Below are 26,282 nucleotides of genomic sequence, written 5' to 3'. Positions count from 1 at the left end.
TGCTTCGCGGGCATGCCCGCTCCCACAGGGGCCCCACCAGCTGAAGGAATGCGCCGTACCTGTAGGAGCGGGCGCGCCCGCGAACACCGGCGCAGCCGGTGCCATCCACCGCGTCGCCTGCTTCGCGGGCATGCCCGCTCCCACAGGGACCCCACCAGCTGAAGGAATGCGCCATACCTGTGGGAGCGGGCGCGCCCGCGAACACCGGCGCAGCCGGTGCCATCCACGGCGTCGCCTGCTTCGCGGGCATGCCCGCTCCCACAGGGCCCCCACCAGCCGGGCCCTGCCTGCATTCAGAGAAATGCCTGCCGAATCCGCTTCTTGTCGATTTTGCCAACGCTGGTCTTGGGGATCTCCTCCACGCAACGCAACTGCCGCGGTATCGCCCATTTGTTCAGGTGCCCGCTGTCGACAAACGGCTGCAGATGCCCTGCCAATGCCGCCTGGTCGAATTGCATGCCGTCACAACGGACCACCAAGGCCAAGGGTTGTTCACCCCACTGCGGGTCCGGGATGCCGATCACTGCCACCGAAGCGACAGCCGGGTGCTGGCTGATCAGGTTTTCCAGCGCCACCGAGCTGACCCACTCGCCTCCGGTCTTGATCACATCCTTGATCCGGTCACGAATGCGCACCACACCCGCAGGGTCGATGCAGGCCAGGTCGCCAGTATGCATCCAGCCCCCCAGCCACAACGCGGCACCCTGCTCCGGTTCGTGCAGATAGCCCTGGGTCAGCCACGGTGCACGCACCACGATTTCACCCAGGCTTTCTCCGTCGCGGGGCACATCAATGCCTTCAGCGTCGACGATGCGCAGGTCCACCAGGGCAATCGGCACGCCGGCATCGATACGCAGCGGCAACTGTTGCGCCATGGGCAGTGCCAGCAGCTCGGCGCTCAGGTGGGTGATGCTGAGCAGCGGGCAGCTTTCCGACATGCCGTAGCCACAATGCACGCTGATGCCGCGCTCGCTGGCACGCTGCGCCAGGCCCAGGGTCAGGGCGCTGCCGCCCAGCAGCATCTTCCAACCGGTCAGGTCGGCGCGGCGCCCTTCCTCGCTGTCGAGCATCATCTGCAGCACCGTGGGCACGCAATGGGAGAACGTCACGCCCTCGTCACGGTACAAGCGCACTAGGCGGTTGGGCTCGTAGCGCCCCGGGTAGACCTGCTTGATGCCCAGTGCCGTGGCCACATAGGGCACGCCCCAGGCATGCACATGGAACATCGGCGTAATGGGCATGTACACGTCGCCGCTGCGCAGCAGCGGCACCTCGCCGCAGGCAGCCAGGGTGCCCTGCTCGACCAGGGTATGCAGCACCAGTTGCCGGTGGCTGAAGTACACGCCCTTGGGGTTGCCGGTGGTACCGCTGGTGTAGAACAGCGTGGCCAGCGAGTGCTCGTCGAAATCGGCGAAGTCGAACTGTGGCTCGGCAGCCGCCAGCAGCGCTTCGTACTCACCCAGCAACGGCACATCTTGCGTTGCCGGGCCGCCTTCGCCGAGGCGAATGAAACCCTCGACCGTCGGCAAGTCATCGCGCAGTTGCGCCATCAACGGCAGGAAGTCGTCATGCACCAGTACCAGGCGGTCCTCGGCATGGTTCATGGTGTAGCGCACCTGCTCGGTGGACAGCCGTACGTTTACCGTGTGCAGCACCGCACCCAGCATCGGTACGGCGAAGAAGCATTCAAGGGCCCGATGGCTGTCCCAGTCGAGCAAGGCCACGGTGTCGCCAGGCTTGACCCCGGCGGCGGTCAGCACATTGGCCAGCCGCTGAATGCGTTCAAGCAGCGTAGTGTAGGTGTAGCGCAGCTTGTCGGCGTAGACGATTTCCTGGTTGGGCTGGTAGCGCACGCCCGACAGCAGCAGGCGCTTGATCAGCAGCGGATAGGCGTAGGCCTGCTCTGCTGCAGGCATGATGCGAGTGGTGATCATGTCGGCGGCCTTCACAGTTGCCCGGCCTCGAGCAGGTACAGGCTGTCGCTACCGGCCCTTACACTGGCGGTCAGCGAATGAATGCGTGGCAGCAGGCGGGCAAAGTAGAAACGCGCGGTACCCAGCTTGCTCAGGTGGAACGGCTCGGGAGCCGCGTGACACTGGCAAACCACGGCCATGCGTGCCCACAGGTAGGCGTAGAAGGTGTAGCCAAACACCTGCAGGTACTCCACCGCCGCCGCGCCCAGCTCACGCGGGTTGCCCTGGGCCCGATCGAGCAACCAGGCGGTCAGCTCGTCGAGGTTGCGCACGGCAGCCAGCAGCGGCGCGCCGAACTCGGCGCACGCCGCGGGCAGCGTCTCGACAAAGGCAGTAATTTCGTCGGACACGCATCGATAGGCCTGGCCGCCATCGGCAAACAGTTTACGCCCCACCAGGTCGAGGGCCTGGATGCCATTGGTGCCTTCGTAGATCTGGGTGATGCGGCAGTCGCGGATCAACTGCTCCTGGCCCCATTCGCGGATATAGCCATGACCGCCCAGCACCTGCTGACCGTGCACGGTGGTTTCCAGTCCCATGTCGGTGAGGAAGGCCTTGGCCACTGGCGTGAGCAATGCCACCTTGGCCTCGGCCTGGGCGCGTGCGACCGGGGCCTCGCTGTATTTGGCCAGGTCCAGCTGCAGTGCCACATAGGTAGAGAAGGCCCGCCCGCCTTCGTTCAGCGCTTTCATGGTCAGCAGCATGCGCCGCACATCCGGGTGGACGACGATCGGGTCAGCGGCTTGCCCCGGCGCTTCGGCACCCGTCGGCGCACGGCCCTGCTGGCGATCACGGGCATAGGCAATGGCGCCCTGGTAGGAGCGTTCGCCCAGGGCCAGGCCCTGGATTCCTACACCAAGGCGCTCGTAGTTCATCATGGTGAACATCGCGTTGAGGCCCTTGTTCGGTTCGCCGACCAGATAGCCGATTGCACCGTCGAAGTTCATCACGCAGGTGGCCGAGGCCTTGATGCCCATCTTGTGCTCGATCGACCCGCAACTCACCGCATTGGCCTCGCCCAGCACGCCGTCGGCGTCAACCAGCACCTTGGGCACCAGGAACAGCGAGATGCCCTTGGGCCCGGCGGGCGCATCCGGCAGCCGCGCCAGCACCAGGTGGATGATGTTCTCGGTCAGGTCCTGCTCACCGCCAGTGATGAAGATCTTGGTCCCGCTGATGCGGTAGCGGCCATCGGCAACCGGCTCGGCGCGGGTGCGAATCAGGCCCAGGTCGGTGCCAGCGTGCGGCTCGGTCAGGCACATCGAACCGGTCCAGCGCCCTTGGTACATGGGCGGCAGGTACAGCGCCTTCAACGGTTCGCTGGCATGGTTGAGCAGCGCCAGGCAGGCCCCGGCGGTCAGCATCGGGTACAGGCCGAACGACAGGTTGGCGGCATTGAGCATTTCTTCGAGCTGGGCACCGATCACTTTCGGCATGCCCATGCCCCCATATTCCGGGGCACCGGCCACACCCACCCAGCCATCCGCGGCAAATGCCCGGTAGGCATCTGCGAAGCCATCGGGGGTGTGTACCTGGCCCGCCTCCCAGCGGCAACCCTGCTCGTCGCCACTGCGGTTGAGCGGCGCCACCACCTCGGCAATCAGCCGGCCGGCCTGTTCGAGCACGGCCCGGGCTGTGTCGCCATCGACCTGCTCGGCCAGCGCGGGCGTTTGCGCCCACCAGGCCGGGATGTCGAACACTTCGTTGAACAGAAAATCCATGTCGCGCAGTGGCGGAAGGTAATCAGACATGAGGCGAACACTCGGTTTCTTGGGTTTGCGGAAGCGACGTGGCCGGGGCCTCGGCAGGCGCCGGGGCGGCCTGGCCACGCAGGAGGAAATGCGACAACGCGGGGATCAACACCAGCGCACCGAGCATGTTCCACAGGAACATGAAGGTCAGCAGCAGGCCCATGTCGGCCTGGAACTTGATCGGCGACCAGGCCCAGCCGACCACACCGGCCGCCAGGGTAATGCCGACCAGCCCGACCACCCGGCCGGTGAAGGCCACGGCTTTCTGGTAGGCCTGGGCCAGGCTCAACCCGGCGCGCTGGTAGTGCAGTTGCACGCTGAGCAGGTACAGCGCGTAGTCCACGCCAATACCTACGCCCAGGGCGATCACCGGCAAGGTGGCGACCTTGACGCCAATGCCCATGGCTACCATCAGCGCTTCGCACAGCACCGAGGTGAGCATCAGCGGCAGGATCGCCACCAGCGTCGCGCGCCAGCTACGGAAGGTGAACAGGCAGAACAGCGTGACCGCCAGGTACACCAGCAACAGCATGCGGTGGTTGGCCTCGCGGACCACCACGTTGGTGGCGGCCTCGATGCCGGCGCTGCCGGCGGCCAGCAGGAACTGCTGTTCGGCGCTGCTGTTGGCCTGGGCAAAACGCTCGGCCACGGCGGCCACCTGGGCCAGGGTATCGGCACGGTGGTCCTTGAGGTAGGCGATTACCGGCATCAGCGAGCAGTCGTTGTTGAACAACTCGGGGGCGTTGACCGAAGCCTGCTGGGCGGCGTAGTTGAGCACGTCCTGGTTGCGCTGCAGGCTGTTCAGGCGCGGGTTGCCTTCATAGGTGCCAGCGGTGATCTGGCGCACGGCATTGGCCAGCGACACGGTGGTCTGCACACCCGGCAATTGCTGCAGCTCCCAGGCCAGGCGGTCGGCAAGCACCAGCGTCTGGTATTGCAGGCAGCCTTCCGGCGCGGTCTTGACCATGACCGCGAAGGTGTCGCTGGACAGCGCGTAGTGCTGGGTGATGTAGGCGTTGTCGAGGTTGTAGCGGGAGTCGGCGCGCAGTTCGGGGGCACCGCTGTCGAGGTCGCCGATTTTCAGTTGCAGGCTGCCCCAGATGCCAAGGGCGCCCAGGGCCAGCGCCACCAGCAGTGCGACGCTGGCCCATTTGCGTTCGGTGAAGCGGTCGAGCAGGTCCCACAGCCGGCCGAAACCTCGGTGCTGGGCTGCGCGGGCGTCGATATGCAGGGCCCGCTCGGCAGCCTTGCGGCCAACACCAACATAAGACAGCGCCACCGGCATCAGCAGCAGCGAGGTGAAGATAAGCACCGCCACGCCGATGCTGGCGGTGATGGCCAGGTCCTGGATCACCGGGATGTCGATCAGCATCAGCACGGCAAAGCCCACCGCATCGGCCAGCAATGCAGTCACCCCGGCCACGAACAGGCGGCGGAAGGTATAGCGCGCTGCCACCTGACGGTGGGTGCCACGGCCGATGTCCTGAAGGATGCCGTTCATCTTCTGCGCCGCGTGGGATACGCCGATGGCAAAGATCAGGAATGGCACCAGGATCGAATAAGGATCGATGGCGTAGCCCAGCCAGGCGACGATGCCCAGCTGCCACACCACCGCAGTCAGCGAACACAGCACCACCAGCAGGGTGCTGCGCACGCAACGGGTGTAGCAGTAGATGATCAGCAGGCTGGTCAGCACCGCCAGGGCGAAGAACGCCATCACCTGGATCAGCCCGTCGATCAGGTCGCCCATCAGCTTGGCGAAGCCGATCACATGGATGCGGTACTGGCCGCTGGCCTGGTACTGGCTGCGCAGTTGTTCGAGCTTCTGCGAGAAGGCGTGGTAGTCGAGGCCTTTGCCGGTAGCCGAATCCTGGTCGAGCAGCGGCACGACCAGCATGCTCGATTTGAAGTCGCGCGCCACCAGGCTGCCGACAATGTTGGCGCGCTCGATGTTCTGCCGCAGCTGCTCGATGTCACCCGCAGCGCCCTGGTAGCCGTCGGGCATCACCGGGCCACCCTGGAAGCCCTCCTCGGTCACCTCGGTCCAGCGCACTGCCGGGCTCCACAGCGATTTCACCCAGGCCCGGTCCACGCCCTGGCTGAGGAACAGCTCGTCGTTGATGTGGCGCAGGGTCTGCAGGTAGCCCGGGTCGAAGATGTCGCCCTGGGTGTTCTCCACCACCACCCGCACCGCGTTGCCCAGGCCACGCAGTGATGGGCGGTTTTCCAGGTAGTTCTGGATGTAGGGGTGGCTCTGCGGCAGCATCTTGTCGAAACTGGGGCGCAGCTCCAGGCGGGTCAGCGCCATGTAGCCCAGCACCAGGGTCGCCAATAGCATGCACAGCAGGAACGGCAGGCGATGGTTGAACACCAGGCGCTCCAGGCAATTGCCCGAGCGTGGGTCGAAATCGTCGAGGTTGCGGATTACCGGCAGGGTGTCTTGGCGGGTAGCGGCCATCAGGGTCTTCTCTTGTTATGGGTGCAGCGTGGGGTTACCGGGCTGGTTGCGCACGCCCCGCTCGCCGACCAGTACCAGGCCGTTGCCGGTGTCGGTGGCGAGCGCGGTCACCGGGCCACGGGCGCTTTGCGGCACCGGGCTGAAGCTGGCGCCATCATCCCGGCTGAGCAGCAGGTCGCCAGCCTGGCTGGCCAGCCATAGCTGGCCGTCACGGTCGACACCGGCGGCGGTGAGGCTGGTGTTCACACCCGTGCTGACCGGTTGCCACTGCCGGCCGCCATCGGTGCTGCGGTAGGCATGCCCACGCAGGCCGTAGACCAGCAGTACGCCAGGCTTGCCGACAGCACCGAACAGTGTGCCGGCGTAGGGTGTCTCGACACGGCTGAAGCGCTCACCGTCCTGCTTCAGCAGCAGGCCTTGCTCGCCGGTGATGTACAGCTCGTCACCCACCGCGGCCAGGCTGGTCAGGTGCAGGCCTTGCGGGTTGTCGCTGTGGTCGAGCCAGGGCTGCCAGTGCTCGCCGCCATCAACGGTGCGCAACAGCAGGTTGAACACGCCGACCGCATAGCCATTGCGGGCATCGCTGAACCACACGTCGAGCAAGGCATTGTCGCTACCCGTGCCGGGCAGTTGTTCGGCCAGTGCCCGGCCATCCAGCTGCTTCTGCCAGTGCACGCCGCCATCGCGGCTGTGCAGCACCACGCCATCGTGGCCAACCGCCCAGCCCTGTTCGGGCGTGGCGAAGCTCACGGCATTCAGGTCGGCGCTGACCGGCACCTGGGCCTGCTGCCAGTGCGCGCCGTGATCGTCGGAGTACAGGATGTGCCCTCGCGGGCCCACCGCGACCAGGCGCTGGCCGGCCAGGGTGACATCGCGCAAGGCGCTGCTGGCGACCAGGGCGCTGGGCCTGGCGGGCAGGTCCAGCACATCGGTGAAGGGCGCAGCCTGGGCCGCGCCCTGCAGCGCGGCCAAAGCCAGAACTACCACGCTGCATCGTTTGAAGACAGACATTGCCACCTCTGCTCCGTGCGTTCAGCGAATGCCGTTGCCGGCCAGCGACTCGGGCGACCACTGGGTTTTCGACAGTGGGTCGATATAGCGGATGCCGCCGTAGGCACCGACCACGCCATTGAGGTTATAGGTGCCGCCGATCAGGTCGTAGATCATGAACGGCGTGGCGTCCGGGGTCTGCTTGTCATAGCTCTGGGTGAGGAAGGCGAACGAGCCGCGGTACAGCTGGCCACGGGCGTCGTACTGGTCCGAGGCCAGGGCGATCCAGCTGTCTTCGTCGAGGTAGAAGCGGCGCTTGTGATAGATATGGCGCGCACCGTCCTTGAGCTTGCCTTCCACCACCCACACCCGGTGCTTCTCCCAACGCACGAACTGTGGCGCCAGGTGATTGGGGGTGATCACCTGCTTGACGTCGGTGTTGTAGGTCAGCTGGTAGGTGTTGTACGGCACGTACATTTCCTGCTTGCCGACCAGGGTCCAGTCGTAGCGGTCCAGCGCACCGTTGAAGACGAACACGTCATCGTAGGTACCCGAACCCGAAGTGCCCGGGTTGGGCGTGTCGTAGGCGAGGTTCGGTGCCAGCTTGACCCGGCGCTGGCCCGGCAGGTACTGCCAGGCGCTGCGTGGCTGCACCAGCGGGTTGGCGGCATCACGCAGCATCATCGCTTCGCCGGCACGGCGTGCGGGCCCGGTGTACACCAGTTTCATCTGGTAGTAGGTGTCCTTGGCACCGATCGGCTTGGTCATGTCCTCGTAGATCGGGTAGCTGATATTGGCCTGGCCGGTGGTCGACAGCGATGGCTTGCCGGCAGCGTCGACGTTCCAAGAGTCGTACTTGGCAGTCATGCTCACGCCCTGATAGCGCAGCAGGAAGTTCCACATGGCCTCGGCGCCGTTCTGCGGAATGGGGAACGGGATACCCGGCAGCACGTTGTCCACCGCCGTGCCGCCCTCCTTGCTGTTGGCGGCAGTGGCGTTCTTGCGGGTGTTGTCCAGTACCGCTTGCGGCAGCGCCACGCTACGGTGGGTCGGGTATACATCGACGCGGTAGCTGGGGTAGCGCTTGAGCAGTTCCAGGGTGGTGGCAGTCAGCTGGCCCTTGTACTGCTCGGCGTTCTTGCCATCGATGACCAGCAGCGGCTTGTCGCTGGCGAACGGGTCGGGGCGCATGCTGGCGCCGCTCTGGTAGCTGGCTGGCGGCGTCAGCAGGCCGCCCTGGTAGGCCGGGATGGAGCCATCGGCATTGCCGGCCTTTTCCGCGCCGATGGCGGTCAGGCTGGTGCCCAGGCGCGCGGCCTGGTCAGTGGAAACGGCGGCCTGGGCAGCATTCAGGGCGGCCAGCGACAGGCACGAGGCCAGCAGGGTACGTACGAAATTCATGATGGTTGTCTTCCTGTGTAGGCTGTAGGAAACATGACTCAGAAGGTCGTCTTGACGGTCAGGTAAAGGGCGCCACGGTCCTCGGTGGTGGCACCACCGCCGGAGAAGGAGGCGTAGCCGCCGCCGTAGCAGGTGTAATCCTGTTCGCCGTCCAGGGCGTTGGGGGTGCTGCCGTCGGTCTGGCCGTCCTTGCAGGCCTTGGTCTCACCGAAACTGTCGACGTACTTGAGGTCGACGAAGTACTGGTTGTAGATCGCGGCGCTCACACCCACCGCATAGTTGCCAGTGTTCTCGGCGCCGCCGCCTTGCACCGGCGACACGCCGTCGAGGCCGACGTTGACCGACAGCGGCATGCTCAGGTCCATGCCCGGCAGCACCTGGTACCAGGTGGGGGTGAAGTTGACCGCGATGCCCCAGTTGTCGCGGGTGGCCTTGTCGATGCCGCGGTAACTGCTCTTGCCCTTGTACAAGGCCTCGTTGTGGCTATCGAGCTTGAGCAGGTTGCTGTAGAACAGCTCGCCAAGCAGGGTTGCCGAATCGAACAGCGGCGTATCGCCAATGGTCATCAGGCCGTTCAAGGTCCAGTGCAGGGTGTCGCCGGTGGCGCTCAGGCCGTCGCCATCCTTGGGTACGTCGTAGATCACCCCGCTGCTGGGCAGGCGTGCCGGCAGCAGGCCGAAGCCGCCGCCCAGGCCACCCTGGCCGGGGGCGCTGACGATTGCCGGGATGCTCGCCAGCGGCATGTTGTGGCGGATGTTCAGGTCGCTGCCGACACTGATGCCACCCACATCCTTGGACAGGCTCAGGCCATAGATGTCGATGTCGTCGGAGTAGGCGAACTGGTAGGTAGTGCTTTGCAGCGAGTTGTACAGGTTGCCGACTGCACCTTGGCGGCTGCCCGGCGGGTTGCCGAACGGGCCGTTGGCGACGGTCATGCCGCGCGCGTCGAGCCAGGCCTGCGGGAGGATCTCGGAGGTCTTGCGGTAGTAGAAACCGAGAGTGCCGCCCAGCCACTCGGGCGACCACTTGGCCATGATGCCCCAGTCGCCGCTCTTGCCCGGGTTCAGGTCATGGCCACGGCGGATGGTGGTCAGCGCACCGCGCACCGGGATCAGCCCGGGGGTGCCGGTGTGGCCGAGCAGGAAGCTTTGGGCGCCCTCGCCTACCACGTCCGAGCCGCCATAGTAGGTACCGGCTTCGGGCAGGCGGGCGGCGTCCCAGTCGAAGAAGTACTGGGCGCCCAGGGTCAGTTCGGAATTGACCAGGAACGAGGTCGACAGCTGGTTGCGCGGCACGAACAGCTCCTTGGCCTCGGTGCCCGGCGAGGCGGCCAGCTTGGCCAGGTCCAGGCCCGACTGGCCGTAGCTCAACGAGTGCACCGGGTTGAGCAGGGTTTCACCCCAGAACAGGTTGTGCTGGCCCAACTTGGCGCTGACCTGCGAGGCCTCGCCGACTTCACGGCTGAAGAACACGAAGGCATCCAGCACTTCACCGGACGGGCCGCTGTAGTAACGCTGGGCGTAGTTGCTCAGGTGCGGGCTGCCCAGCGGCACACCAGTGCCAGGCAGGCCATTGAGGCTGGGGTTGATGCCGGACTGGTCACCGTTGCCGTTGACGAACGGGTTGCTGTTGGAGCCGGTGTTGTCATAGGCCTTGTCGTACCAGCTGGCGGTGCTGACGCGGAAGCCGGTGTTGCCTTGGTAGACCACATCCAGTTCGGTCAGCAGGTCGACCCGGTTGGTGATGTTGGTGCCGGCCTTGCGGAAGTTGTAGTCACCGTCGTTGCTGTTGGGCGTGCCCAGCATGCGCTTGTCGGCGCTTTCGGTGCGTACGCCGTAGTTGTACTTGACGGTGTTGTCGAAGCGCACGGCCCAGTTTTCATTACCGGTATCGACTTCGAACGCCTGGGCGGCGGGCAGCGTGAGCAGGCCGATGGCGCAGGCAAGCAGGCAGCGCTGTGGTTTCACAGCACGGTAAATGCGGTGTTCTGGCATTACGATGGCTCCACGTATTGTTATTGTTTTTTTTCGCCGCCCGTCTTTTGCGAGCGTGGCTGGGGCGTCCATGCGCTATTGCAGGTTGGGCTGGTCCAGTCGCTGGATGAAGGCCTCGGCCTGCGGCCAGGGGCCGAAGCCGGAGGCCGGGTTGAGGTGGCCGACGGCCCCCAGTGCGACCAGTTCGCTACCCCAGCCATGGGCCAGGGCGCTGGCTGCGGCAAAGCTGGCCAGGTGGTCGTTGCTGCTGGCCGCGACAATGCTGGGGAACGGCAGCGGCGCCTGGGGCAATGGCGACCAGCCGTGCTCGGCCAGGCTGGCTGGGCTTGGGTAGTGGGCCGGCCATGGCGCGTTCAGGTCGGGCGGCGCCGCCAGCAATGCACCCTTGATCGGCCGCCGGTAGCGCGCCGCCCAGTGGGCGACCATCAGCACGCCAGCGCTGTGCGCCACCAGAATCACTTCACCCTCGATCTGGTCCAGCTCGCGCTGGATCGCCTCGACCCGGGCTGTGCAGCTCAGGCCGTCGACCTGCAGCGGCGGCACGCTGCGCACCTTGGCCAGGCGGCCTGCGAGCAGGGTCTGCCAGTGTTCGGCAACATGGTCGCGCAGGCCGGGGACGATCAGCACGGTGGCGGTGGTTTGCAGTTTTTCCACGGTGAACCTCGTGTGCGGTGTAGCTCTTGAGGTTCACAGTAAACAGCCCACCCACCGGGTGCTTCACATTGGGCGTCAGGGGCTTTTCATTTGATGACAATGGCCATGACGGGGCTTTGCTTTTCAATTCATGACACGCAGGCTATAAAACACAAAACGCATGTCGGCATACCCAACAACAAGAAACCGCATGGAAAACAACCAAAGATGCCTGCCCTAGTCCGTGCCGCCAGCTTGACCAATTACCTTGAGGTGTCCCGCCACCTGGGCCTCAATCCCCATGCGCTGTTGGCACAGGTTGGCCTCAGCGCCGCGTTGCTCGAAGACCCCAATCGGCGTATTCCGGTTGCCAGCGTCATCGCTTTGCTGGAAGCCTCCGCCAGCGCCACCCGCTGCGAAAGCTTCGGCCTGCGCATGGCCGAGTTGCGGCAACTGTCGGACTTCGGCGAAATCAGCCTGCTGCTCAGCCACCAACGCACCCTGCGTGATGCGCTGCAGGTGATCGTGCAGTACCGTCACTTGCTCAATGACGCCCTGGCCATTCATATCGAGGAAGCCGGCAAGACCGTGGTCATCCGTGAGGAGGTGATCAACGAACGCGCGCCCTGCAGCCGCCAGGCCACCGAGCTGGCGATCGGCGTGATGATGCGCCTGTGCGCGGCGCTGCTAGGTGCGCATTGGCACCCGATCAGCGCCAACTTCACCCACGCGCCTCCCGCCGACCTGGCCACCCACCGGCGCATTTTCGGCTGCACGCTGGTGTTCGGCAGCGAGTTCAACGGTATTGTCTGCCCGGCCGCCGACCTCGACAGCGCCAGCCCGCAGGCCAACGAGGCCATGGCGCGCCTGGCGCAGCGCTATCTGGACAGCCTGCCGGCGGGCGGCACGCCGTCCCTGGAGCTGGAGTTGCGCAAGACCATCTACCTGCTGCTGCCCATGGGCCGCGCCACCATCGAACAGGTGGCACAGACCCAGGGCATGAACGTGCGCACCCTGCAGCGGCGCCTGGAAGAAAGCGGGTTGACCTTCAAGGACCTGATCAACAGCGTGCGCCGTGACCTGGTGATGCGCTACCTGGAAAACCCCGGCTATTCGCTGGGGCGTATCGCCGACATGCTGGGTTATTCGATGCCCAGTTCGTTCACCCGCTGGTTTATCGCCCAGTTCGGCATGCCGCCGGCCAGTTGGCGGGCACAGCGGGCTGACCCATTGGGGCTGCCATGCAGCCCATCGCCGGCAAGCCAGCTCCCACCTCGACCGTATTGACCTCAAGCCATGCGCTATCCCTGTGGGAGCTGGCTTGCCGGCGATGAGGCCAGAACAGGTATGTTACAAACCCTCGACCCAGCGCGAGCCCTGTGGGAGCGGGCATGCCCGCGAAGCAGGCGCCGCGGAGTGTTGTCACCTACGGTCACTTTCTAGAGGCCCCAGTGCATCAACGCCAGCACCAAAAGCACAAGAAACACGCTCTCCCCCACCATCAGCGCAATGGGTTTCACCCCGACCGAGGCCAGCGCCTTGAGTTGGGTTTTCATGCCCAGGGCACTGATCGCCACCACCAGGCAGCCGCGCGACAGGTCGTTGATACCGCCTTGCACCGCGGCGGGTACCCAGCCTGTGCTGTTGACGCACGCCAGCAGCAGGAAGCCGACCGCGAACCATGGCAACAAGGGCGGCCGCTGCCCGCCTGCTTCGAGGCCCTGGCGCCGGGTGATCATGGCCGCGCAGACAATGACCGGCAACAGCATGGCCACCCGCATCAGCTTGACCACGGTGGCGATGTCGCCGGTCTCGGTAGACATGCTGTAGCCCGCGCCCACCACCTGCGCCACGTCGTGGATGGTCGCACCGAGGAACACCCCAGCCTGGGCTGGGGACAGGTGCAGCCACTGGGCAATCATCGGGTACAGGATCATCGCCAGGGTCGACAGCGCCGACACGCCGATCACGGTAAACAGCGTTGCATGCTCCTTGCGCGGGTGCTGGGGCAAGGCAGCTGCCAGCGCCAGCGCCGCCGAGGCACCGCAAATGGCCGTGGCACCGCCGGTGAGCATGCCAAACAGCCGTGAAAAACCCAGCGCCTTGGCCACCACCACCGAAACCAGGATGGTCACCACCACCAGGGTCACGACCAGGGCCACGGGCTTCCAGCCCAGGCTGGCGATCTGGTCCAGGGTGATGCGCATGCCAAGTAACGCCACGCCCAGGCGCAGTACCGTGCGGGCGGTAAATTCGATACCGGCTTTGCAGGGGCCATCGACCGCGAGAAAGTTCAGCGCCATCCCCAGTAACAAGGCAAACAGCATGACCGGCGCCGCGTAATGCTCACTGAGGAAACTGGCGGCCGCACCGACGATAAGGCTGACCACCACCCCCGGGGCGAGGGTGCGGATACGCTGATGGGTAGCGCCAAGTGCCAGTGTATTCATTGCCCCGCTTCCTCACAGTCAAACACGATGTAAACCTGCCCGCCCTGCTGCTCGACCGGGTAGCTGGCAACCTTCAAGGCCCTGGAATTGACCAGGTAGCCGCTGGCCAGGTCAAAGCGCAGGCCATGCGCGCAGCACTGGATGACACGGCCTTCCAGCCGGCCGCCACACAACGACGCGCCCTGGTGCGGGCAGCTGTCGTCAATGGCATAGAGCGAGTCGGCAACGTTGAACAGCGCCACGCTGCGCCCTTCGCAGGCCAACAGCACACGGCCGTCACGTTCCGGCACCTGATGGGGGGCCAATGCAATGCGCCGGGTCATGCCCTCTCGACCTCTTGCAGCGCTTCGGTCATGGCCGCATACAGCACCTCGGCAGGCTGCGCACCAGCAATGAGCGGCCCTTGATTGAAACGAAAACGAGGCACTGCACTGCCGGCGCGCCCTGCCCCATCGAGGAACGGGCTGCCGTCGTCACGCAGGCAGTCGACAACCTGCACGGTTTCCAGCCCGCAACATTGGGCGATGTCGAGCAAGGTGCGGCTATCCCCCAGGTCGCGCCCCTGGTGGAAATAGGCGATGAACAGCTGTGCCAGCAAGGCTTCCAGTTGCCCTGCTTGGAGCAACTGAGCAGCACGTTGCAGCAGCCGATGGGCATTGCCGGTGTTGGGCATGCGGCGAATACGCGAGAAGTCGATGTCCTCGCCCACCACGCGGGCAGCGGCGCGCACCTGGGCCTGGCGCTCACGTACCGCTTCCTCGCTGCCCAGGCGTTGCAGATAGAAGGCATGGAACGGCACGCCACTGGCTGGCAAGCCAGGCAACAACTGCACACCTCGCCATTGCAGTTGTACCTGCACTTGCGGCTGTTCGCGCTGCAAGTGCAAGAGCGCGGCCTGCAGGTGTCGCTGGCCAATCAGGCACCAGGGGCAGACGAAATCGAAGAACACTTCGACGGACAACAGCTGTTTCACGGTTTCAACTCCCGGGGTGCGGCAGCGTCGCCTGCCAGTGCATGCAGACGCTCCATGTCGCGGTGGTAATGACGTTTGGCAAGGAAAAACACTGCCGCCGCGCCGATGCTCATCAGCGGTACCAGCTGGAAGGCGGCATGCAAGCCGATCAGGTCGGAAACGCGCCCGGTGATCAGCGGCCCGGTCGCCAGGCCCAACAGGTTGTTGGCCAGGGTCAGGGTGGCAAACGCGGTGCCGTGCACCGAGGCGTGGGTGAGGTTGGCGACCATGGCACTGGACGGGCCGTTGGTGCCGGCGGCGATCATCATGCCCAGGCAGATCAGTACCAGTTGGGCGGTGCCGGCCGGTAGTGCGAAGGCGATGGACAACAGCGCGCAACTGCCCAGGCAGTAGGCGATGGCAAGGCTGATCTTGCGGTCCGGGCGCTGCCGCCCGAGGCGGTCGCAGAGCATGGCGCAGAGGATCATGCCGATACCGCTGCACAGCACGATGACTGCGGCAATCGCCCCGGCGCGGTCGGTGCCCATGGCGTAATAGCGGTTCAGGTAGCTGGGCATCCACACGATCACGGTGCCGCCGACGAACAGCTGCAGCCCGCTGCCGACGTAGGCCGCGATGACCGAACGGCTGCTGTACAGGGTGCGCAGCGGGCGGCCGGCCCTGCCTTGCAAGTGCTGCGCGCATCGAGGCGCAATACGTGCCTCCTTGACGATCAGCGGGTACAGCATCGCCAGCACCAGGCCGAACAGCGCCATGCCGGCGAATGCCCAGCGCCAGCCCAGGTGCTGGGCCAGTACACCGCCCAGGGCCATGCCCAGCACCGAGCCGAACATGCCACCGGCCATGAACGTCCCGGCCAGGGTCGAGCGCATATCGCGGGGGAACACGGCGACCACCACGGCGATGCCGACACTGCCGTAGGCAGCCTCGCCCACCCCCACCAGAAACCGCGCGACGAACATTTGCGGGTAGTTTTCCGCCAGGGCGCAGCCGAGGGTGGCCAGGCTCCACAGTACTGCCATCAGCACCAGGCTGCGCACCCGGCCGAAGCGGTCGGCCAGCAGCGACAGCGGGAAGGTCAGCAGGCCGACCATCAGCGCGACGATACCGCTGAGCAGGCCGAGCTGGCTGTCGCTCAATGCCCATTCGCCCTTGAGCAGCGGGAAAACCGCATTGAGCACCTGGCGCGACATGTAGTCGGAGATCAACAGGCCAAAGGTCAGGGCGAAGACCACCCAGGCATAACGCCGAGGGACGCTGTGGGCGGTGTCGGTGCCGGAATCTTCGGCACTGGCGAGATAGGTGGCCATGTTGCCTCCTTGGGTGCGGGGCGTGAGGTTGTTCTTGTTGTTATGGACTACAGCCAACATTCATGTTGCTTTTGCGGGCCTCTTCGCGGGCTCGCCCGCTCCCACAGGGACTGCGTCGACCTTTGGGCCAATGCCGCACCTGTGGGAGCGGGCATGCCCGCGAAGAGGCCAGGCCTGCCGTACCAGCATCAGCCGCGCTGCGGCACGCCCTTCACACCCGGCTGGCGATTCGGCGCCATGCCGTTGGCCTCGAGGGTCTGCTCGATGCTGTCGTACTGCTGCCCGATGCGGTAGATGGCGCGTGCTTCCTTGCCGCTGGCAATCTCGCGGCCCAGCTCATGGGCCACACGCACGGTCTGCTGGATCTGCTGCACCGAGGTGAAGCGCTTGCCATGCTGGTCGATGATGGTGTCTTCGTTACCGCAGCGTGGGTGCAAGCCCATGGCCAGGGCCATGGTGTTGAACGGCAGCACGTTCTTCAGCAACGATTCGGCGGTCAGGGTGCAGCCGTCCGGCGCGCGGTGGATGAAGTTGAAGAAGTTGAACGGGTTGGGGCCGTCGAAACCGCCGCCGATGCCGATCCAGGTCAGGTTCAGCGGGCCCATGTAGTCACCGCGACGCACGATGCGCTCGAGCGTCTCCAGGGCATGCATGCCGGTCAGCTGGAAATGCGGCTGGATGTTGCTGGCCTGCAGGCGGCGCAGGTGCTCGCGGACCCAGGCCGGGCCGGCCGGCACGGTCATTTCGCTGTAGGCGGCATGAATCGCCGGGCTGGCCAGCGAGGTGCCTTCCAGGTACTCGGGGTACAGCAACTCCATGATGTTCATCTGCGTGGTGTTGATGGCCACGGTCACCTGGTCGGGGCGCGGCGTCAGCTCGGCGAGCATGTGCCGGGTGTCGTCCGACAGCCACTTGGCCGCCTCGCCCTCGCTTTCCGGGGCGAAGGAAATCGATCCGCCAACCTGGATGATCATGTCCGGCACCGCTTCGCGCACCCCGGCGATCAGCTCGTTGAACTTGGACAGGCGCTTGGAGCCCTTGCCGTCCAGTTCGCGCACGTGCAGGTGCAGTACGGTGGCACCTGCCTCGTAGCAGTCGACAGCCTTCTGCACCTGCTCGTCCATGGTCAGGGGAATGTCTTCAGGGAAGTCTTCGGGCATCCACTCCGGGCCATAGGGGGCCACGGTGATCACCACCTTTTCCATGTTTTCCGGGTGCAACGAATCGTCGAAGAATTGCATGCTGTAGTCCTCGCTATTGTTATTGTGCGGTTGCCGCCAGCGACGGCGACGAACTCAGAACGTGGGGCTGCCCTTGATCCCGGCGCGCTCCATCTTGCGATGGCACGGCGGGTAGTCCATGACGGCGTAATGCTGTGTGCTGCGGTTGTCCCAGATCGCCACGCTGTTGGGCTTCCAGCGCCAGCGCACCTGGTACTCCGGCAGGTAGGCCTGGCTGATGAGGTAGCGCAGCAGGTCGCTGGCGCCGGGGTTGGCGTCCTGGCCGAAGCGCACCCGCTGCGGGGTGTGGTAGTTGCTGAAATGGGTGGTGAAGGCGTTGACGAACAGCACCTGCTCGCCGGTTTCCGGGTGGGTGCGCACCACCGGGTGCTCGGCATCGGGGAACTGCGCCTTCAGCGCCAGGCGCTTTTCCAGCGGCATGGCGGCGCCAAAGCTCGCCTCGATGCTGTGGCGGGCGCGCAGGCCTTCGATCTTGGCCTTCACATCGCCTGGCAGGTTTTCATAGGCCAGCACCATGTTCGCCCACATCGTGTCGCCGCCCACGGGCGGGCATTCGATGCAGCGCAGCACACAGCCCATCGGCGGGGCCTCGCGCCAGGTGGCGTCGGTGTGCCAGGCATTTTCATAGCGGTCGTTGGGCTGGTCCGGGCGCTTGTAGATCTGTACCAGGCCCGGATGCTCCGGGTCGCTGCCGGCCACCGGGTGGTCCTCCAGGTCACCGAAGCGGCGGGCGAACGCTACATGTTCGGCGCGGCTGAAGTGCTGGTCGCGCAGGAACAGCACACGGTGCCGGAGCAACTGCGCGCGAAGCTGGGCGAACAGGTCGTCGTCGTGGATCGCGTCGGCCAGGTTGACCCCACTTACCTCGGCACCGATCGCGCAGGTCAGTTGTTCGATGTGCATGCTGTTGCCCTCTTCAGATGACGAAGATCGACGAGCCGGTGGTCTTGCGCGCTTCCAGGTCACGGTGGGCCTGGACGGCATCCTGCAGTGCGTAGTGCTGGTTGATCTCGATACGGATGCGCCCGCTGCCGACGTGATCGAACAGCTCACCGGCCAGGTCAGCCTTTTCCGCCGGGTCGGCGATGAAGTCGGCCAGTGCCGGGCGGGTGAGCTGCAGCGAGCCCTTGATCGCCAGCAACTGCGGGTCGAACGGCGGGATGGTGCCTGACGCCGTGCCGACGCAAACCATCAGGCCGCGGCGCTTGAGCGAATCGAGCGAGCCCATGAAGGTGTTCTTGCCAACGCTGTCGAACACCACGTTCACCCCCACCCCGTCGGTCAGCTCACGCACGCGCGTGGCAACGTCCTCGACGCTGTAGTTGATGACGTGGTTGCAGCCATGGGCGCGCGCCACTTCGGCCTTGGCCTCGGTGGACACCGTGCCGATCACGTTAAGCCCCAGCAGCTGCGCCCACTGCGCGACGATCAGGCCGACCCCGCCAGCAGCGGCATGCAGCAGCACGCTGTCGCCGGGTTTGAAGTCATGCAGCCGACGCAGCAGATAGGCCGAGGTCAGGCCGCGCATGGTCATGGCGGCGGCGGTTTCGAAGGCGATGGTATCCGGCAGCTTGATCAGCGCGGCCGCGGGGATCAGGCGCTCGGTGCAGTAGGCGCCCAGGGTGTTGAGGAAACCGGTGTAGGTGACCCGGTCACCGACCGCCACCTGGGTCACACCCTCACCCAGCGCCTCGACCACGCCGGCCGCTTCCACGCCGATGCCGTTGGGCAGCGGGATCGGGTAGGTGCCGTTGCGGAAATAGGTATCGGCGTAGTTCAGGCCCACAGCCACCTGGCGCAAGCGCACCTGCCCCGGGCCGGGCTCGCCGACCTCGGCGTCCTCGTAGCGCAGCACCTCGGGGCCACCGGTCTGATGGAAACGTACGACTTTGGACATGCTTGTCTCTCCAATCATCGATCTGGACGCATGGCGTCAGTTCTGGGTAATTGGACTGTATGCCCTTGGTGTGCGGGGTGCTTCGCATCGGACGACAGCGGGTTTTCATTTGATGACAGGACGGGCGTCGACCTGCCGTTCAACAAAACGAGGTTTTATTCATGAGTATCCTTGATGGTTATCCATGGCCAGACTAATACTTAAGTCTCTGCCTGGGGAGGCACGAAAAATGCAACCAAGATTCGTTATCGTTCCCGCTGTGCCGATCGAAAAGGAGTCGTTCCGCGTGGGTAGCCGCTATTACGCCGCTACCGTTTGTGGGGGGTTCGACATTTACGACAACCAAGCGAAGGAGCGGCTCAAGCCCAGCTATCCAAGCAGGTCGGATGCGCAGGTGCGGTGCGAGCAGATGAACAAGCGCGGTGATGCAGGCTGACTGCGCAAGCAATAGCCTTGCTCGATCCCTGTGGGAGCGGCCTTGTGTCGCGAAAGGGGTGCGTAGCGCCCCCGAGATTTCAGCGTCAACACTCAAATTGCCGGGGCCGCTTTGCGGCCCTTTCGCGACACAAGGCCGCTCCTACAGGGGGTTACGTGTTCGTGGCCTCGCCCTGCTGCCAACCGGCAATCAGGCGCTGGGCATTCTCCTCGCAATCCATCCCCTGCGGCTTGTCTTCCATGCCTGCAATAACCGCCAGCAACTGCGCGCGGTTGTGCGCCAGCCGCTGCTGCATCGCTTCGATCTCCGCCACCTTGCGCTTGAGGCTGCCCAGCAATAGATCATGCCCACCCGCCGCAGCCCCGGAGGCATCGGTGAGTTTGCGCATTTCTTCCAGGCTGAACCCGGCCTGCTGGCCGCAGGTGATGATCTCCAGCGCCCGCACCACCTGCTCCGGGTAATCCCGATAACCATTTCCCAGGCGCCGCGCAGTAATCAGTCCGCTGGCTTCGTAAAAGCGGATACGCGATGCACTAAGCCCCGTGCGTCGCGCCAGTTCACCAATTTTCATTGCGGCAGCATTCCCCTCTTGACCTTAAAGCTGACTTTAACCTTAGCCTTCTCCCGAACCTAGCCCACGCGCGCAAAAACCGATGCGTGGCAACCCTTTGCGGAGATCGCCATGACGCCGTTCCAGCCCCTGCACCTGCCCAATGGCAGTGTCATCCCCAACCGCATCGCCAAGGCGGCGATGGAGGAAAACCTGGCCAACCCGGACCAGACCCCTTCCGACCAGCTGCTGCGCCTTTACCAGGCTTGGGCCGAGGGCGGTGCCGGGCTGTTGCTGACCGGTAACGTGATGGTCGACCCTGGCGCCATGACCGGCCCGGGTGGCGTGATGCTCGATGCCAGCCAGCCACTGCAACGTTTTCGCGACTGGGCGCGCATCGGCCGCGCCCACGGCGCGCAGTTCTGGATGCAGATCAACCACCCGGGCCGGCAGATGCAGGCCAACCTCGGCCAGCCCACCGTGGCGCCTTCGGCCATTGCTCTGGACATGGGCGGTTTGTCCAAGCTGTTCCCCTTGCCCAAGGCACTGGACGAAGCCGAGATCGGCGCGTTGATCCAGCGCTTCGCCCGCACTGCGGCGCTGGCTGAAGAAGCTGGTTTCAGTGGCGTACAGATCCACGCTGCCCACGGTTACCTGCTCAGCCAGTTTCTTTCGCCACTGAGCAACCAGCGCCAGGATCGCTGGGGTGGCAGCCTGGAAAATCGCGCGCGGTTGCTGCTGGAGGTGGTCAAGGCCGTGCGCGAAGTGGTTTCGCCCGGTTTCGCCGTGGCAGTGAAACTGAATTCGGCGGATTTCCAGCGCGGCGGTTTCGAACCGGCGGATGCGCGCCAGGTAGTGCTGTGGCTGAATGAATTGCCGGTGGACCTGGTGGAGCTGTCGGGCGGCAGCTATGAGGCACCGGCGATGCAGGGTGATGCCCGCGATGGGCGCACCCTGGCTCGCGAGGCCTACTTCCTGGAGTTTGCCCGGGAAATCGCCGCCATCGCGAAGATGCCGGTGATGGTCACCGGCGGTATCCGGCGGTTGCCGGTAGTCGAGCAGGTGCTGGCCAGCGGTGTGGCCATGGCGGGGATTGCCACGGCGTTGGCAGTCGAGCCTGCCCTGCCCCGGCGCTGGCAGAACGGCGAGCCGACGGCAACCGCCGAACTGCAGCCCATTCGCTGGAAGCGCAAGGCCTTTGCCGCGCTGGCCTACATGGCCCTGGTGAAATTGCAGATGCGCCGCCTGGCGGCCGGCAGCCGGCCCAAGGCGCATGCGTCGCCCTTGCGCGCCTTGTTGCTGGAGCAAGGCTGCACGCTACTGCGGGTGCGGCAGTACAGGCGTATGATGAAAAGCCGAGCGGATTGATGGTGTGATCGCAGAGCCAGGGGTCGCACATTCGCGCTGGGAGCACCTGCCTTCATCGGCGTCCTCTACCGGAGCACTGCCATGAACAAACCCTTTCAAGCGCTGATCCTTGCACTGGCAGCGCTTTCTGCTTGCTCGTCCAACTCCGCGCTGTACCACGACCAGCCGCTGGTGGCGAAAGTCACCAACGGCATGAGCAGAGACCAAGTCATGCAGGTAGGCGGCAAGCCCGATGCCGAGACCGAACGCACCGTGGTGCCCGGCACCTGTTTCGACTACATGCTGACCAAGGCCGACAACCGGCAGCCCTACAGCGTAAGTTTCGATGGCACCGGCAAAGTGGACAATACCGCTTTCATGACCTGCGCCGAGTGGAGCAATGCTCAGCGCAGGGCCCGCCTGCCCAGCATGGGCGGCTCTAGCGGATCGGGTTACTGAGTCAGTCCAGGCATTCCCTGGCTGCCTGGCGCAATTTGTCGCCAGACAGGAAGCTGCCCTTGTAGAAGGTCGCGCGGCTGCCCTCGTGGGAATCGACTACGTCCAGCACATCATCGGATGCCACGGGGCTGGGTGCCGTCAGCCGATAGCCGTGGGCGATCGATTTCTGCGTGGCTTGAGGCGCCAGTGCTTGCCATTTGGGTAGTACGCAAGCGGCGTATTGCTGAGGCGATTTGTGAGTCAGTTTGCTGGCAGTGGGTTTGCCAGGGGTTGCGCAGCCGGCAACACCGGTGACCAGCACGGCGAAGAGAAAGATACGAAACATAGACATTTGCGATTAGCCATCAAGGATACGCTGCATTCTATCGGGGGTTGTAATGGCTTACCAATCAACCAAAGTCTCGCACAGGCCGCAACTGATATTTCTGCCAGTGGCCTGGGTGAGTGAAGGCTGGGAAAGTGCATCTGCCAATAGCCTTCGGAGCACTAACCATGCAAAAGAACACCAACAGAATGCAATTCTTCTATCAGAATGGAAAACTGATCTCTCTGAAGGTTGGTGAACAAGGTCGCAGTATTTTCCGTACTACAGATGTGCCACTCGCCGAACTGCAAACTGAAGGCACGCACTCCAGCGGCTTGCTGGCGACGGACGATAAGGGTTCAGTACTGAACGTGCAGGAAAACTCCTGATTTTGGAGGAACGGGCGCTATCGAGAACACTGGCGTAGCCGGTATCAGCCACCGCGTCGCCTGCTTCGCGGGTGAACCCGCTCCCACAGGGACCCCATCAGCCGAAAGAATGCGCCATACCTGTGGGAGCGGGCGCGCCCGCGAACACCGGCGTAGCCGGTGCCTGCCACCGCGTCGCCTGCTTCGCGGGCATGCCCGCTCCCACAAGGACCCCACCTGCCGAAAGCATGCGCTGTAACTGTGGGAGCGGGTTTACCCGCGAACACCGGCGCAGCCGGTGCCAACCACCGCGTCGCCTGCCGGGGGCTGCTTTGCAGCCCATCGCGACACAAGGCCGCTCCTACAATTGACGGCGCTCGCTGACACCTGCGCCTGACGTCAATCCAGTGCGCCGTTCAACACCTCGTAGATGATCCCCGTAGCAACTGCCACCAGGATCAGGTCCGCACCCGCCTGCATCCATTCATAGCCATCGTAATGAGGCAACTGCCCCAGCAGCCTGCCATCCAGCTTCTTGGCGATACCCGGCGGCAGTGGTTTGCCACGGGCCAGGTTCTTCTGAATGCCCGGGGGCAGCGCCGGCCCTGCGCTCCAGTAGCTGCGGTGCCCGTCAAGAATGCCAAGCACATCGCCACGGTTTATCGACGGCCCACCATACGAGCCCCCGTGACCTTGACCATGCTGCCCCTTGTCCTTGCCGTGGCCCTGCCCTTTACCATTACCCGGGTCGGCATAAGTGAGCGCCGGCCCCACTGCCAGCGCAATCGAGGTAGCGATAACTGCCCATCGACGCTTTGCCATAGCTGTTTCCTTACACGGAAGACGTCCCAGCACTGTAGACCAAAACCCGGTTCAGGGTGGAAGTCCCCAAACCCGGGTCAGGGCTTGGCACTCCGATAGAGCATGATGGCTGCCACATCGAGAGCCAACACGGCAACGGCGTAGAAAAACATGAAGTACAGATCTTCTGGAAACATGGCCGTATCCCCAAATGAGCAGGTTTTCAGGGATGCAGCAATTCCCGTTCCAAACGCCTGGCTGAACGAGCCTGCCCATCTGCTATCGAGATGATTGCTCCATAACCACGACATCAGCCGGTAATGTTCCAGCGCGGCTTTCCCATTTTGCGACCACGATCGGCGCCAGCGCATTGCCGAGTACGTTCAATGCCGTAACGGGCATGTCCATCAATCGATATACCCCTGCAATCAAGGCCACGCCTTCCAAAGGCAAACCTGCCGCCGTCAGGGTTGCGGTGAGAATGACAAACATGAACCCGGGCACTCCAGCAGCGCCTTTGGACGTCAATACCATGATGAATACCAGCATGACCTGGTCTGCCAAGGCCAGTTCAATATTGTAGGCCTGCGCGATAAACAGCGTACCCAGGCCCGCAAACAGCGACGCGCCATCCAGGTTGAATGAATAGCCCAACGGGATCACCAGCGAAGTGATCGTACGCGGTACACCCCGTGCTTCGGTCTTGGCCATCAATTGCGGCATGACGGTGGCAGAACTCGCGCTGCTGAACGCCAGTATCAGTTCACCCTTGAAGGCCTTGATGATCTCGAAGATATTCTCGCCAACAGCCCTGGCAACAAGGCCCAGCACGACAATTGCAAAGAACAGTACCGCAACATAAGTAATGGCTATCAGTTTTGCCAACGGCAGCAGTGAATCAATCCCGAAGGTCGACACCGTGACAGCTATCAGGGCAAAGATGCCGATCGGTGAGTAGGCCATGACCATATGAGTGACCTTGAACATGGTATCCACTACCGTCTGCAGCACTGCAACCAACGGCTGTTTCCTGGGTTCATCCAGCGTAGACAGTGCCACCCCGAACAAGATTGCGAAGAACAGTACCGATAACAGCTTAGCCTCCGCCATTGCCGCCACTACATTATCAGGAATGATGCCCAACAGTACCTTGCCGAGCCCTGCCGAAGCATTTTGCACAGGAGGCACTGCCCCACTCGCCGGTGTAACGGCGAACCCCGCACCGGCGCCTGGCTGGAGCACGTTACCGACCAACAAGCCGAAAATGATTGCGACCCCGGTCACGGCAAAGAAATAGACAAGGCTCTTTGTTCCCACCCGCCCCAGGGCGCGCTTGCCGGAGCCGGCTATGCCTACCACCATGCAGGAAAACACCAGCGGCACGATGATCATTTTCATCAGTTTTATGAACGCATCACCCGCCGGTTGCAGCACTTGCTCGATCCACCAGCCCTTGTAATCTGGAAAATGATTCAATAGCAGGCCAACGCATATACCGACAGCCAGACCAATTGCAATTTGCGTGATTAGATTTATTTTTATTCTCACGGGATTGATCTCTGTTTTTATAAAACACTAGGAAGCAAAGATTGCACGAAAGTTCTTGAACCCCTTGATCTCGATCGGGTTACCACTGGGATCCAGGAAAAACATTGTCCTTTGTTCGCCAGGCTCACCCTCAAAACGAACAACCGGCGGGATTTCGAACTGCACGCCCAGAATTTCAAGGCGCTTAGCCAAGGCCTGCCATCGCTCCAGAGGCAATATCACTCCGATATGAGGCATCAATACAAGGTGCGGGCCGACCTTGCCAGTGCGGCTGGTTTCAAAGGGCTTGCCCACATGCAGAGATATTTGGTGACCAAAAAACTCGAAGTCTACCCAGGTCTCAGTGCTACGTCCCTCGACGCAACCAAGAACTTCTTTATAGAATTTTCTTGCCACATCCAGATCGCTGACATGATAAGCAACATGAAAGGGTGTCAACATGATGGTACTCCTCGAACGGAGCCACTATCCTCACACCGCCCGGCATCCATGTACACCAACTGACACTTGGCCTGAGCATAAGCATTACTTATGGACATTCAAAATCTGGAAAGCCTCATATCCGTTGTCGAATGCGGCTCCATTGCGGGTGCGGCAAAGAAAGCAAATGTTTCAGCCGCCGCAATAAGTTTGCGTATTCGCAATATGGAGAAACACTTGGGCTGTGCACTCTTCAATAGACAGGCCCATGCGATCAGGCCGACAGACAAGCTGCTGGTATTGATGCCACGTATACGTTGCATTGTCGAACATGCCAGTCAGCTCAGGAATGACCTGAACACCGACACGCTGACCGGGGAACTGCGCATTGGCGCCATATCAACTGCACTCACCGGCCTTGTACCGGCAGCACTGGAGCAGTTGTCATCCTCCGCGCCCAACCTCAAGCTCACCATCACGCCCGGTGACTCCAAATTGCTCCATGACAAGCTGATCAATCAGGAACTGGATGCGGCAATTCTGGTTACGCCACCCTTCAAGACAGCAAAATCGTTGAGAATGCTCACGTTGCGCAGCGAACCGCTGTGCTTGTTGGCACCTGCCACAGCCTCCCGGGCTGAAGCGCAGGCAATGCTGGCCACCGGGCCCTATATCCGATATGCCGTCGATTCCTGGGGCGGCCTGATAACCCAGCGCTATCTGGACGATCTGGGTCTCGCGCCAAGCGTGGCTTGCGACCTGGATGCGCTCGAGGCCATCAGCCTGCTGGTGTCGCTGGGGCAAGGCGTTTCCTTGGTACCGCAATGGCCGTCATTGCTGGAGCAATCGCCAAACGCCCGGATTCTGAGCGAAGAACCAAGGTACTGCCGCGACATAGTGCTGGCCTACAGTGCCGGCCATCACCGCACGTCGGCAATCAAGCTGCTGGCATCCGTACTGATGCCCTGACGCTCCAGC

General features: G+C 63.6%; 25 protein-coding genes. 6 read left to right on the top strand and 19 right to left on the bottom strand.

The features are described from left to right. Positions 1-293: 293 nt before the first annotated feature. From AC2T3R_RS12690 to AC2T3R_RS12660, 7 genes are all read right to left on the bottom strand, one after another. Complete coding sequence (locus AC2T3R_RS12690) at positions 294-1,934, bottom strand: fatty acid--CoA ligase (protein ID WP_367245702.1); 1,641 nt, start codon at positions 1,932-1,934, stop codon at positions 294-296. Between the two features lie 11 nt (positions 1,935-1,945). Further along, positions 1,946-3,724 carry an acyl-CoA dehydrogenase C-terminal domain-containing protein gene (locus AC2T3R_RS12685; protein ID WP_486745229.1) on the bottom strand — a complete coding sequence of 593 codons (1,779 nt, stop codon included), beginning with the start codon at positions 3,722-3,724 and terminating at the stop codon, positions 1,946-1,948. After that, a complete protein-coding gene (locus AC2T3R_RS12680) occupies positions 3,717-6,182 on the bottom strand; it encodes an efflux RND transporter permease subunit (protein WP_013972541.1) in 2,466 nt (821 codons plus the stop codon). Before AC2T3R_RS12680 ends, AC2T3R_RS12685 begins: the two co-directional genes overlap by 8 nt. A 15-nt stretch (positions 6,183-6,197) precedes the next feature. Further along, positions 6,198-7,193 carry a WD40/YVTN/BNR-like repeat-containing protein gene (locus AC2T3R_RS12675; RefSeq protein ID WP_061551457.1) on the bottom strand — a complete coding sequence of 332 codons (996 nt, stop codon included), beginning with the start codon at positions 7,191-7,193 and terminating at the stop codon, positions 6,198-6,200. A gap of 21 nt (positions 7,194-7,214) precedes the next feature. After that, on the bottom strand, positions 7,215-8,573 hold the full coding sequence (locus AC2T3R_RS12670) for a DUF1329 domain-containing protein (protein WP_039613492.1): 1,359 nt from the start codon (positions 8,571-8,573) through the stop codon (positions 7,215-7,217). A gap of 38 nt (positions 8,574-8,611) precedes the next feature. Beyond that, positions 8,612-10,567, bottom strand: coding sequence for a DUF1302 domain-containing protein (locus tag AC2T3R_RS12665; protein ID WP_025338999.1), 1,956 nt, complete (start codon positions 10,565-10,567; stop codon positions 8,612-8,614). 75 nt (positions 10,568-10,642) lie between these two features. Continuing rightward, complete coding sequence (locus AC2T3R_RS12660; RefSeq protein ID WP_486745228.1) at positions 10,643-11,221, bottom strand: RBBP9/YdeN family alpha/beta hydrolase; 579 nt, start codon at positions 11,219-11,221, stop codon at positions 10,643-10,645. A gap of 207 nt (positions 11,222-11,428) precedes the next feature. On the opposite strand from AC2T3R_RS12660, the gene AC2T3R_RS12655 reads away from it, so the two are divergent. After that, on the top strand, positions 11,429-12,487 hold the full coding sequence (locus AC2T3R_RS12655) for an AraC family transcriptional regulator (protein WP_024087051.1): 1,059 nt from the start codon (positions 11,429-11,431) through the stop codon (positions 12,485-12,487). A 152-nt stretch (positions 12,488-12,639) separates the two neighbouring features. Here AC2T3R_RS12655 and AC2T3R_RS12650 read toward each other — a convergent pair whose 3' ends face one another. The 7 genes from AC2T3R_RS12650 to AC2T3R_RS12620 all read right to left on the bottom strand — a co-directional run bounded on the left by AC2T3R_RS12650 (position 12,640) and on the right by AC2T3R_RS12620 (position 19,071). Continuing rightward, positions 12,640-13,650 (bottom strand): YeiH family protein, encoded by a 1,011-nt coding sequence (locus AC2T3R_RS12650; RefSeq protein WP_023660908.1) that lies wholly within the window; start codon positions 13,648-13,650, stop codon positions 12,640-12,642. Beyond that, a complete protein-coding gene (locus AC2T3R_RS12645; RefSeq protein WP_039613496.1) occupies positions 13,647-13,973 on the bottom strand; it encodes a Rieske (2Fe-2S) protein in 327 nt (108 codons plus the stop codon). Before AC2T3R_RS12645 ends, AC2T3R_RS12650 begins: the two co-directional genes overlap by 4 nt. After that, entirely contained in the window at positions 13,970-14,623 is a 654-nt protein-coding gene (locus AC2T3R_RS12640) for a DsbA family oxidoreductase (protein WP_196184321.1), read from the bottom strand. Before AC2T3R_RS12640 ends, AC2T3R_RS12645 begins: the two co-directional genes overlap by 4 nt. Further along, positions 14,620-15,933 carry an MFS transporter gene (locus AC2T3R_RS12635; RefSeq protein WP_486745227.1) on the bottom strand — a complete coding sequence of 438 codons (1,314 nt, stop codon included), beginning with the start codon at positions 15,931-15,933 and terminating at the stop codon, positions 14,620-14,622. Before AC2T3R_RS12635 ends, AC2T3R_RS12640 begins: the two co-directional genes overlap by 4 nt. A 188-nt stretch (positions 15,934-16,121) precedes the next feature. After that, positions 16,122-17,174: a beta-keto acid cleavage family enzyme gene (locus AC2T3R_RS12630; RefSeq protein WP_075045141.1), complete on the bottom strand. Its 1,053-nt coding sequence runs from the start codon at positions 17,172-17,174 to the stop codon at positions 16,122-16,124. A 54-nt stretch (positions 17,175-17,228) separates the two neighbouring features. Then, positions 17,229-18,077, bottom strand: coding sequence for a TauD/TfdA dioxygenase family protein (locus AC2T3R_RS12625; protein WP_013972530.1), 849 nt, complete (start codon positions 18,075-18,077; stop codon positions 17,229-17,231). A gap of 13 nt (positions 18,078-18,090) precedes the next feature. Beyond that, positions 18,091-19,071 (bottom strand): quinone oxidoreductase family protein, encoded by a 981-nt coding sequence (locus AC2T3R_RS12620; RefSeq protein ID WP_013972529.1) that lies wholly within the window; start codon positions 19,069-19,071, stop codon positions 18,091-18,093. A 229-nt stretch (positions 19,072-19,300) separates the two neighbouring features. Here AC2T3R_RS12620 and AC2T3R_RS12615 point away from each other — a divergent pair, with 229 nt between their 5' ends. Then, positions 19,301-19,507, top strand: coding sequence for a hypothetical protein (locus AC2T3R_RS12615; RefSeq protein ID WP_410952511.1), 207 nt, complete (start codon positions 19,301-19,303; stop codon positions 19,505-19,507). A gap of 151 nt (positions 19,508-19,658) precedes the next feature. Here AC2T3R_RS12615 and AC2T3R_RS12610 read toward each other — a convergent pair whose 3' ends face one another. Then, a complete protein-coding gene (locus AC2T3R_RS12610; protein ID WP_085591134.1) occupies positions 19,659-20,078 on the bottom strand; it encodes a MerR family transcriptional regulator in 420 nt (139 codons plus the stop codon). 111 nt (positions 20,079-20,189) lie between these two features. Here AC2T3R_RS12610 and AC2T3R_RS12605 point away from each other — a divergent pair, with 111 nt between their 5' ends. Both AC2T3R_RS12605 and osmE read left to right on the top strand, forming a co-directional pair. Next, a complete protein-coding gene (locus AC2T3R_RS12605) occupies positions 20,190-21,425 on the top strand; it encodes an NADH:flavin oxidoreductase/NADH oxidase family protein (protein WP_402909529.1) in 1,236 nt (411 codons plus the stop codon). Between the two features lie 81 nt (positions 21,426-21,506). Then, the gene (osmE, locus tag AC2T3R_RS12600) at positions 21,507-21,863 is read left to right on the top strand and encodes an osmotically-inducible lipoprotein OsmE (protein ID WP_410952512.1); all 357 of its coding nucleotides are present in this window, start codon (positions 21,507-21,509) and stop codon (positions 21,861-21,863) included. Between the two features lies 1 nt (position 21,864). Here osmE and AC2T3R_RS12595 read toward each other — a convergent pair whose 3' ends face one another. Beyond that, on the bottom strand, positions 21,865-22,194 hold the full coding sequence (locus AC2T3R_RS12595) for a hypothetical protein (RefSeq protein WP_038409613.1): 330 nt from the start codon (positions 22,192-22,194) through the stop codon (positions 21,865-21,867). Between the two features lie 161 nt (positions 22,195-22,355). Between AC2T3R_RS12595 and AC2T3R_RS12590 the strand changes: the two genes are divergently transcribed. Next, positions 22,356-22,556: a hypothetical protein gene (locus tag AC2T3R_RS12590; protein WP_410952514.1), complete on the top strand. Its 201-nt coding sequence runs from the start codon at positions 22,356-22,358 to the stop codon at positions 22,554-22,556. Positions 22,557-22,934: 378 nt separating this feature from the next. Here the strand turns inward: AC2T3R_RS12590 and AC2T3R_RS12585 are convergent, their stop codons facing one another. The 3 genes from AC2T3R_RS12585 to AC2T3R_RS12575 all read right to left on the bottom strand — a co-directional run bounded on the left by AC2T3R_RS12585 (position 22,935) and on the right by AC2T3R_RS12575 (position 25,325). Then, a complete protein-coding gene (locus tag AC2T3R_RS12585) occupies positions 22,935-23,357 on the bottom strand; it encodes an anti-virulence regulator CigR family protein (RefSeq protein WP_013972524.1) in 423 nt (140 codons plus the stop codon). Between the two features lie 258 nt (positions 23,358-23,615). After that, positions 23,616-24,884: a cation:dicarboxylate symporter family transporter gene (locus tag AC2T3R_RS12580; RefSeq protein WP_410952515.1), complete on the bottom strand. Its 1,269-nt coding sequence runs from the start codon at positions 24,882-24,884 to the stop codon at positions 23,616-23,618. A gap of 27 nt (positions 24,885-24,911) precedes the next feature. Then, the gene (locus tag AC2T3R_RS12575) at positions 24,912-25,325 is read right to left on the bottom strand and encodes a VOC family protein (RefSeq protein ID WP_023660900.1); all 414 of its coding nucleotides are present in this window, start codon (positions 25,323-25,325) and stop codon (positions 24,912-24,914) included. A gap of 90 nt (positions 25,326-25,415) precedes the next feature. Between AC2T3R_RS12575 and AC2T3R_RS12570 the strand changes: the two genes are divergently transcribed. Next, positions 25,416-26,273, top strand: a complete 858-nt coding sequence (locus tag AC2T3R_RS12570) for a LysR family transcriptional regulator (RefSeq protein ID WP_486745226.1) — start codon at positions 25,416-25,418, stop codon at positions 26,271-26,273. Positions 26,274-26,282 lie beyond the last annotated feature (9 nt).

Source organism: Pseudomonas sp. PVC-5-1 (assembly GCF_057444345.1).
The sequence above is the reverse complement of the archived record's forward strand: the minus strand, read 5'-3'. Positions and strand labels throughout refer to the sequence as shown.

Bases quoted from the DNA above. Each gene is read 5' to 3' on its own strand.
- AC2T3R_RS12605 (WP_402909529.1), top strand. From the start codon at position 20,190: ATGACGCCGTTCCAGCCCCTGCACCTGCCCAATGGCAGTGTCATCCCC.
- AC2T3R_RS12570 (WP_486745226.1), top strand. From the start codon at position 25,416: ATGGACATTCAAAATCTGGAAAGCCTCATATCCGTTGTCGAATGCGGC.
- AC2T3R_RS12625 (WP_013972530.1), bottom strand. From the start codon at position 18,077: ATGCACATCGAACAACTGACCTGCGCGATCGGTGCCGAGGTAAGTGGG.
- AC2T3R_RS12690 (WP_367245702.1), bottom strand. From the start codon at position 1,934: ATGATCACCACTCGCATCATGCCTGCAGCAGAGCAGGCCTACGCCTAT.
- AC2T3R_RS12665 (WP_025338999.1), bottom strand. From the start codon at position 10,567: ATGCCAGAACACCGCATTTACCGTGCTGTGAAACCACAGCGCTGCCTG.
- AC2T3R_RS12685 (WP_486745229.1), bottom strand. From the start codon at position 3,724: ATGTCTGATTACCTTCCGCCACTGCGCGACATGGATTTTCTGTTCAAC.
- AC2T3R_RS12645 (WP_039613496.1), bottom strand. From the start codon at position 13,973: ATGACCCGGCGCATTGCATTGGCCCCCCATCAGGTGCCGGAACGTGAC.
- AC2T3R_RS12650 (WP_023660908.1), bottom strand. From the start codon at position 13,650: ATGAATACACTGGCACTTGGCGCTACCCATCAGCGTATCCGCACCCTC.
- AC2T3R_RS12670 (WP_039613492.1), bottom strand. From the start codon at position 8,573: ATGAATTTCGTACGTACCCTGCTGGCCTCGTGCCTGTCGCTGGCCGCC.
- AC2T3R_RS12590 (WP_410952514.1), top strand. From the start codon at position 22,356: ATGCAAAAGAACACCAACAGAATGCAATTCTTCTATCAGAATGGAAAA.
- AC2T3R_RS12595 (WP_038409613.1), bottom strand. From the start codon at position 22,194: ATGTCTATGTTTCGTATCTTTCTCTTCGCCGTGCTGGTCACCGGTGTT.
- AC2T3R_RS12610 (WP_085591134.1), bottom strand. From the start codon at position 20,078: ATGAAAATTGGTGAACTGGCGCGACGCACGGGGCTTAGTGCATCGCGT.
- AC2T3R_RS12630 (WP_075045141.1), bottom strand. From the start codon at position 17,174: ATGCAATTCTTCGACGATTCGTTGCACCCGGAAAACATGGAAAAGGTG.
- AC2T3R_RS12575 (WP_023660900.1), bottom strand. From the start codon at position 25,325: ATGTTGACACCCTTTCATGTTGCTTATCATGTCAGCGATCTGGATGTG.
- AC2T3R_RS12635 (WP_486745227.1), bottom strand. From the start codon at position 15,933: ATGGCCACCTATCTCGCCAGTGCCGAAGATTCCGGCACCGACACCGCC.
- AC2T3R_RS12585 (WP_013972524.1), bottom strand. From the start codon at position 23,357: ATGGCAAAGCGTCGATGGGCAGTTATCGCTACCTCGATTGCGCTGGCA.
- osmE (WP_410952512.1), top strand. From the start codon at position 21,507: ATGAACAAACCCTTTCAAGCGCTGATCCTTGCACTGGCAGCGCTTTCT.
- AC2T3R_RS12680 (WP_013972541.1), bottom strand. From the start codon at position 6,182: ATGGCCGCTACCCGCCAAGACACCCTGCCGGTAATCCGCAACCTCGAC.
- AC2T3R_RS12675 (WP_061551457.1), bottom strand. From the start codon at position 7,193: ATGTCTGTCTTCAAACGATGCAGCGTGGTAGTTCTGGCTTTGGCCGCG.
- AC2T3R_RS12615 (WP_410952511.1), top strand. From the start codon at position 19,301: ATGCAACCAAGATTCGTTATCGTTCCCGCTGTGCCGATCGAAAAGGAG.
- AC2T3R_RS12620 (WP_013972529.1), bottom strand. From the start codon at position 19,071: ATGTCCAAAGTCGTACGTTTCCATCAGACCGGTGGCCCCGAGGTGCTG.
- AC2T3R_RS12655 (WP_024087051.1), top strand. From the start codon at position 11,429: ATGCCTGCCCTAGTCCGTGCCGCCAGCTTGACCAATTACCTTGAGGTG.